The sequence below is a fragment of the Microbispora sp. CL1-1 genome (assembly GCF_012034195.1).
Lineage (GTDB): Bacteria > Actinomycetota > Actinomycetes > Streptosporangiales > Streptosporangiaceae > Microbispora.
In genome coordinates, this window is record NZ_JAATEK010000030.1 from 83,993 (window position 1) to 96,463 (window position 12,471).

Annotated in this window: 9 protein-coding genes; 5 read left to right on the plus strand and 4 right to left on the minus strand. The window is 70.0% G+C overall.

Going from position 1 to position 12,471, the window contains the following annotated elements:
• Window positions 1-9: 9 nt before the first annotated feature.
• Window positions 10-951, minus strand: coding sequence for an ATP-binding cassette domain-containing protein (locus tag HCK04_RS28775; protein WP_142650510.1), 942 nt, complete (start codon window positions 949-951; stop codon window positions 10-12).
• A 750-nt stretch (window positions 952-1,701) separates the two neighbouring features.
• On the opposite strand from HCK04_RS28775, the gene HCK04_RS41455 reads away from it, so the two are divergent.
• Window positions 1,702-2,979, plus strand: coding sequence for a glycosyl hydrolase family 18 protein (locus HCK04_RS41455; protein ID WP_240971899.1), 1,278 nt, complete (start codon window positions 1,702-1,704; stop codon window positions 2,977-2,979).
• Between the two features lie 175 nt (window positions 2,980-3,154).
• On the opposite strand, the gene HCK04_RS28785 is transcribed toward HCK04_RS41455, so the two are convergent.
• Window positions 3,155-3,484 carry a hypothetical protein gene (locus HCK04_RS28785; protein WP_142650511.1) on the minus strand — a complete coding sequence of 110 codons (330 nt, stop codon included), beginning with the start codon at window positions 3,482-3,484 and terminating at the stop codon, window positions 3,155-3,157.
• Window positions 3,485-4,109: 625 nt separating this feature from the next.
• Here HCK04_RS28785 and HCK04_RS28790 point away from each other — a divergent pair.
• The 4 genes from HCK04_RS28790 to HCK04_RS28805 all read left to right on the plus strand — a co-directional run bounded on the left by HCK04_RS28790 (window position 4,110) and on the right by HCK04_RS28805 (window position 10,487).
• Window positions 4,110-5,468 (plus strand): cellulose binding domain-containing protein, encoded by a 1,359-nt coding sequence (locus HCK04_RS28790; protein WP_142650512.1) that lies wholly within the window; start codon window positions 4,110-4,112, stop codon window positions 5,466-5,468.
• A 5-nt stretch (window positions 5,469-5,473) separates the two neighbouring features.
• Window positions 5,474-7,102, plus strand: a complete 1,629-nt coding sequence (locus tag HCK04_RS28795; RefSeq protein ID WP_142650513.1) for a glycosyl hydrolase family 18 protein — start codon at window positions 5,474-5,476, stop codon at window positions 7,100-7,102.
• 101 nt (window positions 7,103-7,203) lie between these two features.
• Complete coding sequence (locus HCK04_RS28800) at window positions 7,204-8,616, plus strand: carbohydrate-binding protein (RefSeq protein ID WP_240971900.1); 1,413 nt, start codon at window positions 7,204-7,206, stop codon at window positions 8,614-8,616.
• 497 nt (window positions 8,617-9,113) lie between these two features.
• Window positions 9,114-10,487 (plus strand): hypothetical protein, encoded by a 1,374-nt coding sequence (locus tag HCK04_RS28805; protein WP_142650515.1) that lies wholly within the window; start codon window positions 9,114-9,116, stop codon window positions 10,485-10,487.
• 64 nt (window positions 10,488-10,551) lie between these two features.
• On the opposite strand, the gene HCK04_RS28810 is transcribed toward HCK04_RS28805, so the two are convergent.
• Window positions 10,552-10,959, minus strand: a complete 408-nt coding sequence (locus tag HCK04_RS28810) for a hypothetical protein (RefSeq protein ID WP_142623512.1) — start codon at window positions 10,957-10,959, stop codon at window positions 10,552-10,554.
• A gap of 132 nt (window positions 10,960-11,091) precedes the next feature.
• Window positions 11,092-12,249, minus strand: a complete 1,158-nt coding sequence (locus tag HCK04_RS28815) for an AI-2E family transporter (RefSeq protein ID WP_142650516.1) — start codon at window positions 12,247-12,249, stop codon at window positions 11,092-11,094.
• Between the last annotated feature and the right edge of the window lie 222 nt (window positions 12,250-12,471).

A 12,471-nucleotide genomic window follows, 5' to 3' on the forward strand; every position in this document is an offset into this window, starting at 1 on the left:
GTGCGACGGTCAACGCGTCCTCCCCGAGGTCGTGGTGCCGGTGAGGGCGAGGAACGCCTCGTCGAGCGTGGGCCGCCGGACGGCGTGCTCGGCGAGGGAGACGCCGGCCTCCTCCAGCCGCCGGAACACGGCCAGGCTCACGGAGGAGTTCAGCAGTGGCACGCTGATCAGCCCGTTCTCGCCGCGGTGCGGGGTCAGCCCGGTGACCTCGGCGAGGATCAGTTCCGCCTTGTCCGCGTCGTGCTCGGGCCGGATCTCCAGACGCCGGTCACCCGCCCTGGCTTTCAGCTCGCCCGGCGTGCCCGTCGCGGCCACCACGCCGTGGTCGATGAGCACGATCTCGTCGGCGAGCTGGTCGGCCTCTTCCAGATACTGCGTCGTGAGCAGCACGGTCGCCCCGCCCGCCACCTGCTCGCGCACGATGCGCCGCAGGTCCGCCCTGGCGCGCGGGTCGAGCCCGGTCGTCGGCTCGTCCATGAAGACGATGGACGGCCGGCCGACCAGGCTGACGGCGAGGTCGAGCCGACGCCGCATGCCGCCGGAGTAGGACCCCGCCGCCCGGTCGGCTGCGTCCTCCAGCGTGAACTCGGCGAGCAGCGCCGCCGCCCTGCTCCGGGCGTCGGCCCGGCTCATGCCGAGGAGCCGTCCGATCATCACGAGGTTCTGCCGCCCGGTGAGCTTCTCGTCCACCGACGCGTACTGGCCGGTCAGCCCGATCAGCCTCCGCACCTCGGCCGGCGCCTTCACCACGTCGTGCCCGCCGACCGCCGCCCGGCCCTCGTCGGGGGAGACGAGCGTGGCGAGGATGCGGACCGCGGTGGTCTTGCCGGCGCCGTTCGGGCCGAGCACGCCGAGCACCGTGCCCGGCGGCGCGGCGAGGTCGACCCCCGCCAGCGCGGCCTTGTCGCCGTATCTCTTCACGAGGCCGTGGGCCTCAATCGCGTACGTCATGCTCCGACGGTCGCCGCCCGTGCTGGCACGGAGCTGGCAGAGGGCTGGCGGAGGGCTGGCCGGAAGCTGGCACCGTGCTGGCACGGAGCCGGAATGACACTCGCGCAGCGTCGGCAGGGTGTCGGCACGGTGTCGGCACGGCGTCGGCACCATGGCGAGCGCGGGCGGCGGTCTCGCCGGTCGCGGTGAGGGTGAGCGGCTGGGTGGAAGTGGCGAACGTGGGCGGCGGTCTCGCTGGTCGCGGTGAGGGTGAGCGGCGGGTGAAGACGGCAGGGTCAAGGGCGAGGCAGAAGCGGCGAGCGCGAGCGGCTGGGTGGAAGTAGCGAGCGCGGGCGGCGGTCTCGCCGATCGCGGTGAGGGTGAGCGGCAGGTGAATACGGCAGGGTCAGGGGCGGGCAGAAGCGGCGAGCGCGAGCGGCTGGGTGGAAGTAGCGAGCGCGGGCGGCGGTCTCGCCGGTCGCGGTGAGGGTGAGCGGTGGGTGAAGACGGCAGGGCCAGCAGCGGGTGGAAGTGGCGAGCGCGAGCGGCAGGGCAGAAGCGGCTGGGGTGAAACTTGCAGAGAAGGGCGGCATCGCGGATAACCGCAGGTGATGCCCCTGGAACGCGCCCACCTGCGACATGAGACGCGCATAACCCGGGCTTAAGACTGCGCCGCTTGTACGTCCGGCGATGACGTCACTACGCTCCCGCGGCATTCCTCTTCCCGCCTCCATGTTCGTCGCGGAGGCTCGTCCTTGTTCGGAGCCCACCATGGGAGCGATCACGCGTGGCGCCTTCGCCGTCGTGGTCCTGAGCGCCGTGTTGTCCTCGTTGTTCGTGGCCTGTTACGACCTGGTCCGCGCCACCGAGACCGGCGTCAGCGCCGTCGGCCAGACGCAGGCCAGAACGCGTGTCGTGGTGCGCAAGGCCGCTGCCGCGCCGGCCCAGGGCACGCCGGCGCGGGTCGTGGTCGCTCCCGCGCAGGGCGCATCGGCGCAGGGGGCCGCTCTGGCACAGGCCGCCGTCGCTCCGGCCCAGGCCGCACCCGCTCAGGCCGCGGTCGCAGGCGCGCAGGGGGCCGTTCCTGCACAGGCGGCACCGGCCCAGGCCGCGGTCGCTCCCGCGCAGGCCGCACCGCCGCAGCCGGCCTCTCCCGAGCAGGCCGCGTCTGCGCGGGCCGCCGCACCCGTGCCCGAGGTGACGGTCACCGTCACCGTCACGCCGTCGCCGTCCCCCTCGCCGGGCCGCATCAGGGTGGGCTACGTCTCGCAGCGCGGCGCGTACGGTGCGACGTCCACCGTGCGCGACCTCGACACCAGCGGGCTGGCGGGCAGGCTGACCCACGTCTTGTACGCATTCGCGAACATCGACCCCGAGTCGCTGACCTGTCTCAGCGGGGTCACCCAGCCTCTCGCGCCCGACCCCAACGACCCCGACCAGGGCGACGGCGCGGGCGACGCCTGGGCCGACTACCAGCGTGGTTTCACGGCCGCGGAGTCGCTGGACGGTGTCGCCGACCCTCCGGACGCCCCGCTCGCGGGAAACTTCAACCAGCTGAAGAAGCTCAAGGCTCGCCACCCTGGCCTGAAGGCACTGATCTCGATCGGCGGCTGGACCTACTCCAAATACTTCTCGGACGTCGCCCGCACCGCCGCCGCCAGGCAGAGGTTCGTGAAGTCGTGTCTCGACGCCTACATCAGGGGCGACCTGCCGGGAGCCGGAGGCAGGGGCGGCCCGGGCAGCGCGGCGGGCGTCTTCGACGGCATCGACATCGACTGGGAGTGGCCGGGTGGCGGGGGTCACCTGGGCAACCACACCGGTGCCGATGACAGGCGGAATCTGACGGCCCTGCTGGCCGAGTTCCGCGCGCAGCTCGACGCGCTCGGCGAGGCCACCGGCCGCCACTATCTGCTCACGGTCTACCTGCCCGCCGACGCCGATCGCATCGACGCCGGGTTCGAGCTGGAGAGGATGGTCGGCCTCGTCGACTTCGTCAACGTCCAGCGCGAGGGCCGGCACGCCGTCCGCGAAGGCGCGATCCTGCGCTGAGCCGCCCTCGCCGACCTACTCGCGGTGCCCCGCCCGGCGGCCACGGCGACCTGTACGCGACGGCTGCCCGGCCTGCGCGCGGTGCCCTGCCCGGGCAGGCCGGGGCGGTCTCCTGGCTGGGGGAGCGGCGATGGCGGCGTTCCCCGTTCCCCGTTCCCGTTCCCCGACTGAGCCGTCAGCCCGAGAAGCGGACCTTCGCGCCCCGGCTGGTGATCGACAGGACGCGCACCGACAGGCCGTTCAGGCTGCCGCGCGCGCCTTCGCCGAGCGTCACGCTGACGCCGGGCCCCCACACGTGGACCATGGGACTGTTGAAGAAACCGCTGTGCACCCTGGCGACGCGCACCCTGGACAGGTGGTAGCGGCTGGCGACGCGGAAGCTGACCGGCTTCGTGATAGTGATCGTGCACTTCCCGTCGTAACAGGCGCGGAGACTCGGCTTCGCGGCCGCGCTCGCCGGGGTGGCGATGAGGGACACCGCCGTTGCGGCGGTCGCGAAAGCCAAGGCAGTTATGGCTGTCCGGTGCATGAGCTCCCCTGATGTCCGTGGCACGGAACGCCTGACTTATCCATTTACACACGGTTATGGACCGACAGTAACGAATCGCCAAGAGAAGGTAAAGCACGTTCCGCAGTCGAGAACACACGCTTCGTCTCATCACGCGCCCGATCGTCCGCGGAGGCAACCGACGGACGTGACCTGACAGGCGGGTGCCGCCCACGATGTGGCGCGCTCGACATGTCCGACGCACCCCGCGCGGGAAGTCCGGGCGCCTCTGACAGGCGGTGTGGACCTTAATGGCCGAGCAGCCGGCCCTTAACACGCGCATAACCAGGTCCCGTACGCCGAGCGGCGATGACACGGTTCGTTAGGAACGCTGTCGAATTGGGTCTTGTGGACCCGCGACCGCGAAGCTACGATCCGTACAACTCTTAGGAAACTTTCCTAAAAGAACGACCGGGAGCCGCATATGGCCCTTCCTAACCTCTAGCGCCTTCCTCTCGCGTCCCGTCACCAGACGCCCTTGAGTGCCGTACGGCCGGTGCCGTTCCGATCGGCCGCCTCCGTCAGGCGCCGGCCGTACGGATTCCCATGACCTCCCCGTTCACCCCCCACAGAGGTTGTGTCCATGCAGATCAGGTACGTCTGGCGTGCGCTCGCAGCGATGGCCGCACTCGCGCTCGCTCTCGTCGCGCTGCCCGCCGAGGCCGCCACGGTCAAGGCCGTCTTCTCGGCCGACTCCGACTGGGGCTCCGGCTATCAGGGCCGCTACACCATCACCAACACCGGGACCGCGGCGATCTCCGGCTGGACGGTCGAGTTCGACCTTCCGGCGGGTTCGACTGTCGGGACCTACTGGGACGCGCTCATGACGCGTTCCGGCGACCACTACACGTTCAGGAACCGCGAATACAACGGCGGCCTGGCTCCCGGCGCCGCCACGACGTTCGGGTGGGTGAACGGCGGGCCCGGCAAGCCGGTCAACTGCCGCCTCAACGGTGGCCCGTGCGACGGTGCGACGACCTCGCCGTCCCCCTCGCCGAGCCCGTCTCCCAGCACGTCACCAAGCCCGAGCCCGTCGCCGAGCGCCTCTCCGAGCTCGCCGCCGCCCGTGCCCCTGCGCGCCGCGCCGTACGTGGACATGGGCGCCTGGCCCACCCCGAGCCTGATTGCGATGGCCTCGGCCTCCGGCCTGAAGAGCTTCACCCTCGCGTTCGTCACCGCGTCGGGCTGCAAGGCCATGTGGTTCAACGCGTACGACCCACGGCAGAAGTGGGCGAAGGACCAGATCGACGCGATCCGGGCCGGCGGCGGTGACGTCAAGGTGTCCTTCGGCGGCGCGACCGGCATCGAGCTCGCCCAGGCGTGCACGGACGTCAACGCGCTGGTCACCGAGTATGACGCCGTCGTCACCGCGTACGACCTGAAATACATCGACCTCGACATCGAGGGATCCGCGGCGGCCGAGCCCGCGTCCATCGCCCGCAGGTCGCAGGCGCTCGCCCGGCTGCAGCAGGCCCATCCCGACCTGAAGATCTCGCTCACGCTGCCCGTGCTGCCGAACGGCCTGACCTCCGACGGCCTCAACGTGGTGCGGTCGGCCCGCGACGCCGGAGTGCGGCTCGACGCCGTCAACGTCATGGCCATGGACTACTACCAGTCCGTCGACTACGGCGACGCGGCGGTCCAGGCGGCGAACAGCGTCTTCGCGCAGCTCAAGAGCCTCTATCCGAGCCTGTCCGACGCCCAGGTGTGGCGGATGGTCGGGGTCACGCCGATGCTCGGCCAGAACGACGACGGCCGGATCTACAACCAGGACGACGCCCGCCAGCTCGTCGCCTTCGCCAAGGGCAAACACCTCGGGCTGCTGGCCTTCTGGGAGATGACCCGCGACCGCAACGCCTGCACCGGCGCGCTCTACTCCTGCACCAACATCCCCCAGTCGCCCTACGAGTTCTCCAAGATCTTCGCTTCGTACACGGGATGACGCACATGAAGAAGCTCATCGGCCTGGGCGCGGCGGCGTCCGTCGCCTTCGCGGGCCTGCTCACGGCGACGTTCACCGGCCCGGCCCTCGCCGCCAACATCGCGGCCAATCCGGGGTTCGAGTCGGGTCTGTCGGGCTGGACGTGCGCGTCCACGGCGCAGGCGGTGTCGAGCCCGGTCCACGGCGGATCGGGGGCGTTGTCCGCGACCCCGGCCGGCAGCGACTACGCCCGGTGCGAGCAGACGGTCACCGTCAGGCCGTCCACGACGTACGCGTTGTCGGCGTGGGTGCGGGGGAACTACGTGTTCCTCGGTGCGACCGGCACCGGGGTGAACGCCCAGACGTGGGCGTCGCCGGGATCGGCGTGGTCGCAGCTTTCGACGTCGTTCACGACAGGGTCGTCCACGACGAGCGTGACGATCTACGTCAACGGCTGGTACGGCCAGGGCACCTACTTTGCCGACGACGTCGTCCTCGACGGCCCCGGCACCCCGCCCTCGCCCTCTCCGTCACCTTCGGCGAGCCCGTCCCCGTCCCCGTCGGCGAGCCCATCGGCGAGCCCGAAGCCGTCCCCGTCGGCGTCCCCGTCACCCTCGCCGAGCGCGCCGCCACCGCCGGGCGGCAATCGGCTGATGGCCGGATATCTGCACGCCTCGTTCGCCAACGGCTCCGGCTACGTCCGGATGGCCGACGTCCCCGACGCGTGGGACATCATCGACCTCGCCTTCGGCGAGCCGACCTCGCCCACCTCCGGCGACATCCGGTTCACCCGCTGCCCGGCCACGGAGTGCCCGAACGTCGAGAGCGACGCCGAGTTCGTCGCGGCCATCCGCGCCAAGCAGGCGGCCGGCAAGAAGGTGCTGATCTCGATCGGCGGCCAGAACGGGATCGTCCAGCTCACCACCACCACCGCCCGCGACAAGTTCGTCCAGTCCGTCTCGGCGATCATCGACAGGTACGGCCTGGACGGCCTCGACATCGACTTCGAAGGCCACTCGCTGTCGCTGAACGCCGGTGACACCGACTTCCGCAACCCGACCACCCCGGTGGTCGTGAACCTCATCTCGGCGATCAAGACGCTCAAGGCCAGGTACGGCGCGAAGTTCACGCTCACCATGGCCCCCGAGACGTTCTTCGTCCAGCTCGGCTACCAGTTCTACGGCCTGGGCCGCAACGGCACCGCCGACGCCCGCTCGGGGGCGTACCTGCCGGTGATCCACGCGTTGCGTGACGACCTCACGCTGCTGCACGTCCAGGACTACAACTCCGGGCCGATCATGGGCCTCGACAACCAGTACCACACGATGGGCGTGGCCGACTTCCACGTCGCCATGACCGACATGCTGCTCACCGGCTTCCCCGTGGCCGGTGGCGCGACGTTCCCGCCGCTGCGTCCCGACCAGGTGGCGATCGGCCTGCCGGCCGCGCCGTACGCCGGCAACGGCTACACGAGCACGGCCGAGGTGCAGAGCGCCTTCACCTGCCTGGCGAAGGGGACGGGCTGCGGTTCCTACCGGCCGCACGGCACCTTCCCCGGCCTGCATGGCCTCATGGCCTGGTCCGTCAACTGGGACAGGTACGCGGGCTCCGAGTTCTCCCGTTCCCACAGGGCGTATCTCGACGCCCTGAAGTGATCCCCCCACCCACCCCCCAACCCTTGCGAGGAGAAATGCACCTTCGCTTTGGTACCGGCCGGCGTGCGAGGACGGCCCTCGCTCTGCTCGCCTCCCTCCTCATGGCCGTCGCCGGACTGGTCGCGGGCACGGCCGCGTCCGCCTCGGCGGCCCCGAACAGCGTGGTCATGCTGGCCTACCCGGCATGGGCCCCGAACACCTGGTACGCCATCGGCGCCCGCGTGACCTACAACGGCGTCGACTACGAGTGCATCCAGGCGCACACGTCCCTGGTCGGCTGGGAGCCCCCGATCGTCCCGGCTCTGTGGAAGAAGGTCAGCGGCGGCGGCAACCCGTCCCCGAGCCCGTCGCCGACGCCGCCCGCGGGCGCGCCAGGCAAGCCGGGCAACCCGTCGGTCACCGGCACCACGAACTCGTCGATCTCGTTGTCGTGGGGCGGGTCGAGCGGCACCGTGACCGGCTACCGCGTCTACGAGGGCACCTCGGTCAAGGCGACCGTCGGCGGCACCAGCGCCACGATCTCCGGCCTCGGCACCTGCACCACCCACACGTACACCGTCAAGGCGTACAACTCGAACGGCGAGTCCGCGGCGAGCGGCTCGGTGACCGGCACCACCACGGGCTGTCCCGCGAGCGGCGGGAAGCTGCCCGGCGCGCCCTACCTGTACATGGGCTGGGGCAACCCGCCGAACCCGGCGACGGTCATGAACGCCACCGGCGTCAAGCAGTTCACGATGGCCTTCATGCTCTCCAGCGGCGGCTGCAACCCGGCCTGGGACGGCTCCCGCCCGCTGTCCGGCAGCCCTGACGCCACCGCGATCTCGCAGATCAAGGCCGCGGGCGGCAACGTCCAGATCTCCTTCGGCGGCTGGTCGGGCAACAAGCTCGGCCCCAACTGCTCCAGCTCGTCCGCCTTCGCCTCTGCCGTCCAGCAGGTCATCAACGCCTACAGCCCGGCCGTCGTCGACTTCGACATCGAGAACAGCGACGAGTTCGAGAACGAGGCCGTGCAGGACCGCATCCTCGGCGGGCTGAAGATCGTCAAGCAGAACAACCCGAACGTCAAGGTCGTCGTCACCTTCGGCACCACCACGACCGGCCCGAGCTGGTGGGGCACCCGCCTGATCAACCAGTCGAAGGCGCTGGGCGTGAACATCGACAACTACACGATCATGCCGTTCGACTTCGGCGGCGGCGCGAACATGTACCAGAACACCGTCAACGCGGCCGAGGGCCTGAAGAACGCGCTCAAGTCGGCCTGGGGCTGGAGTGACGCGCAGGCGTACGCGCACATGGGCATCTCGGGCATGAACGGCCTGTCCGACCAGCAGGAGCTCACCTCCGTGGCCACCTGGACCCAGATCCGTGACTGGGCCAAGTCCAAGGGCCTCGGCCGGCTCGCCTTCTGGGCGGTCAACCGCGACCGCGGCTGTCCCGGTGGGGGCGTGGTGTCGAACTGCAGCGGCATCGCGCAGAACGACTGGGACTTCACGCGGATCACCGCGGGCTTCTGACCCGTCCGCCTCTCGACGGCCAGAGGGATCCGGGCACGGCCCGCCGGACCGGATCCCTCGCCGCCCGCGCGGATGCGAGCGCGCACCGTTGTGAGCCCAGACCGTTGTGAGCCCAGACCGTTGTGAGCCCAGACCGTTGTGAGCCCAGACCGTCGCGAGCCCAGACCGTTGTGAGTACGGACCGACGCGAGCACGGACTGATGTGAGTACGGACCGACGCGAGTCGGGCCGCCATGAGCAGGCGGTCGGCTCGGCGGGGATGACCCCCCTACCCGCCGTGCCGGTCGCCCCCGTGCGTGGGGGCGAGCAGGCCGATCAACATTCCGACGATCATGGCCACGGCAACGGTGATCCACAGGCGAATTTTCATCGAAGTCTCCCGAATGTAACGCTCCGTGGTCACAATACCCCGAAATGTGACGGACCGCGATGGCCGACGGCCCGAATCGGGGAACGAGTCGCCTGTACGCCCATTCGTCAGGCAGGCTTGGCACGTCATGGAATACGCGATCCCCACCAGCATCGTCCTCGTCGCCGGCGTCGTGCTCGCCCTTGTCGCCCAATGGAAGGGCTGGCGGCCGTCCCTCGCCGTCACGCTCACGTTCGGCATCGCCGTACGCGTGCTGATCATGGTTCTGTCGGCCAGGGACACCCACTGGCAGCCGGTCGACTACGTCAACAGCTTCCAGCCCGCCGGTGTGGCGATCCTCGACCACCGCGATCCGGTGCTCGAGAGCAACGGCGGATGGCACTTCCTCCCCACCATCCCGTACATGTACGGCCTGCTGCTGTGGCTGGGCATCCCGTGGGAGTACGCCGGGCGCATCGTCACCGTCGTCGCCGACGTTGTGCTGATTCCGCTGGTCGGCAAGCTGGCCGGGGCGCGGACCGAGAAGCTGCGCGCGTTCCAGTACGCCTGCAACCCGCTCGCGATCCTCGTCGCCTCCGTGCACGGCCAGGTCGAGCCGGTCTCCCTGGTCTTCGGGGTCGCGGCGTACGTCGTGGCGCGCGGCCCGGGAGAATGGCGGCGCCCCGAGCCGCTGCCGTGGGCCCACATACGGCTCGCGAACCGCGACCTGCCGCTGCCGTGGATTTCGCCGGCCGAGATCGTGCGGCGCATCGTCCACCCGTCGGACGAGGACCGCGCGGCGACGGGCCGGGCCGTGTGGGCGGGTCTGCTCATGGGGCTCGCGCTCTGCGCCAAGAGCTGGCCGGTGATCCTCGTGCCTGCTCTGCTGATGTTCCTGCCGGGGCTGCGCAGCCGCCTGGTCACACTGGTCGCGACCGGCGTCTCGCCGGTGTTCTTCCTGCTGACGCTCCCGATCGGCGGCTGGACGGAGTGGCGGCAGCTGCCCGAGGTGCTCAACACCATCGGGCTGCGGCCCAGCGACGTCCGCCCGATCACGGGTGACTGGGGCTGGACCGCTGTGGTGAGCGGCGGACACTGGAACCTCGACCCGACCCCGGCCAGGATCGGCCAGTACATGATCTACGCCGCGATCGTCGCCTGCCTGTTCTGGTGGCGCAAGGCCGATCCGGTCGACGTCACGATCGCGATCCTGCTGTCCTTCATGATCTTCACGCCGCGCCTGGGCGCGCAGTATCTGCTGTGGTTCATGCCGTTCCTGGCCGCCCGGCCCACCCGCTGGGCCTGGCCGGCGATCATCGGCAGCTCGCTGTGGGCGGCGATCGGATACATCGTGCTCACCCAGTTCCCCGGGCCCAAGTGGGGCGAGCTGCACGTGCCGTGGTCGATCGGCTCGCTGGTGCTCTTCCCGGTGCTGATCGCGGCGATCCCGTGGCGGCGCAGGAACACGGAGATCACGCCGGATTCGCTTCCGGGGGAGAGGGAGAGCGTCCCCGCCACCTGAGCCGGGGCCCCGGTCTCCGGTCGCGTCTCAGGTCAACGCCTCAGGTCACATCTCGGGTCACGCCTCAGGTCACGATGAGGCGGACCATGTGGCCGTGGCTCGCGTAGCCGGAGTCGCCGTCGAGCATCCCGGTCACGCACTCGAACACGCCCGGTGCGGCCTGCCGTACGAAGAAGACGGTCTCGGCGATCGCCGACAGCAGCCGGATCACGTCGCGCTGCACGTGGACGCCCTCTCTGTCGCCGGCCAGCGAGACCGTCACCTCGTACACGCCGTCGTCGAGCAGCCGTTCACCGGTCAGCAGCCACTCCGATCCGCACGCCCGGCGCAGGTGGGGGAGCAGATGCGCCTCGGGCTCCTCGGCCACCCACCCGTCTCGTGCCATCGCGTCGAGCAGGGCGGACACCTGTGGCTCCATCGCCGAGGCGTCCGCGATCCCGGTGAGGCGCTCGTCGTTGTCCCATCGCCGCATGATCAGACCCTAAGCCGGAGCACGGCGGCGCACTCCGCAAGCGCTCCGTGTCGGGTTCCGTCCTCGCAGCTCCACCCGAAATGTCGCCCACGGCTCTGCGCCCGGACGGTCTGCGCCCGGACGGTCTGAGCCTCAGCGAGGCTCGTGCTGTTCGGACTGCTCGTGCTGCTCAGACTGTTCGGGCCCTCCGGCCTGTTCCGGCCGGGGGTCGGGTTGGGAGCTGGGTTTGGAGCCGGGATCGGAGCTGGGGGAGCGCTCCGGTAGTCGTCCTGAGATGAGCGCGGCGGCCCAGGCGCCGTCCGGATCGCTGTCGACGAGCAGAGCGCGGACGAGCAGGCTCAGCGGGATCGCCAGCAGCGCGCCGAGCGGACCGAGCACCCACGTCCAGACGATCAGCGAGAGGAACGTGGCCGTGGTGGACAAGCCCACCGCGTCACCCAGGAACTTCGGCTGGATGAACGACTGGATCACCACGTTGATGGCGATGTAGGCGATGATCACCAGCAGCATCGTCTTGGGCCCGCCTTCCAGCAGTCCGAGCAGCGCCGGCGGGATGAGGCCCAGGATGAACCCGATGTTCGGGATGTAGTTCGTGATGAGGGCGAGCACCCCCCACAGCAGCGGGAGCGGCACGCTCAGCACGTACAACACGATGATGTCCAGGACCGAGCAGATGAGGCCGAAGACGGTCGAGACGACGAGGTAACGACGAGTCCTGTACGTGAAGGACTTGAGCGCACGGGCGAGGGCGGGACGTTCGGCCGACGCGGCGTCCACGATCCGGGCGAACACGGGAGCGTCGAGGCTCATGGCCAACAGCAGCACGACGATCAGGAACAGGCTCGACAGCACGCCCAGAAGGCTGCTCAACACGCTCTGGGCGAGACCGATCAACTTGCTGAAATCGAGCGACGACAGCGCCTTGTTGAGCTGTTCACTTCCGTAGCCGAGGCTCGCCGCCCAGTGCTGGAGGTCGGCCACCATCGCGTTGAACTGCACCGCGTACGTGGGAGCCAGGATGGCGAGCTGCGCGGCGGCGAGGCTGAGCACCGCGACCATGCCGAGCAGGACCAGCAGCACCACCGCGAGGGGGAGGGCCACCTGCAACCACACCGGCGCGTTGTGGCGAGCCAGCCAGCCGCGCACCGGGGCGACCGCGATGACGAGGGTCAGCGCCAGGACGACAGGGCCGACGATCGAGCCCACCGCCTGGACGCCGGCGAGGGTGATCACTGCGGCCGCGGCACAGACCAGCACGATCAGGGCGCGAGGGAACCCCTGTCGAGTCACGTCCCGTACCTACCCCTTCTCCCTGTGGAAAGGCTGTGCAAGGTGGATCAGTCGTAGCACGCCCCGGCCCCTACCCTTGCCCGCGCGGGCGAGTCGTGACGGGAATGAAGCCGGGTCGGGCGTCGTTCGATTCGTGCGGACCTTCCACCCAGTGGGTGACCTGCTGGAATAGGTCTCCGCACAGGTGCGTTGGAGCTTAGCCGGGCCAAGTCGTCGGCAGGC

What these genes read in the sequence shown, in the direction of transcription:
- HCK04_RS28775 (WP_142650510.1), bottom strand. Translation starts at nt 951, where the DNA reads ATGACGTACGCGATTGAGGCCCACGGCCTCGTGAAGAGATACGGCGAC.
- HCK04_RS41455 (WP_240971899.1), top strand. Translation starts at nt 1,702, where the DNA reads ATGGGAGCGATCACGCGTGGCGCCTTCGCCGTCGTGGTCCTGAGCGCC.
- HCK04_RS28790 (WP_142650512.1), top strand. Translation starts at nt 4,110, where the DNA reads ATGCAGATCAGGTACGTCTGGCGTGCGCTCGCAGCGATGGCCGCACTC.
- HCK04_RS28795 (WP_142650513.1), top strand. Translation starts at nt 5,474, where the DNA reads ATGAAGAAGCTCATCGGCCTGGGCGCGGCGGCGTCCGTCGCCTTCGCG.
- HCK04_RS28800 (WP_240971900.1), top strand. Translation starts at nt 7,204, where the DNA reads ATGGCCGTCGCCGGACTGGTCGCGGGCACGGCCGCGTCCGCCTCGGCG.
- HCK04_RS28805 (WP_142650515.1), top strand. Translation starts at nt 9,114, where the DNA reads ATGGAATACGCGATCCCCACCAGCATCGTCCTCGTCGCCGGCGTCGTG.
- HCK04_RS28810 (WP_142623512.1), bottom strand. Translation starts at nt 10,959, where the DNA reads ATGCGGCGATGGGACAACGACGAGCGCCTCACCGGGATCGCGGACGCC.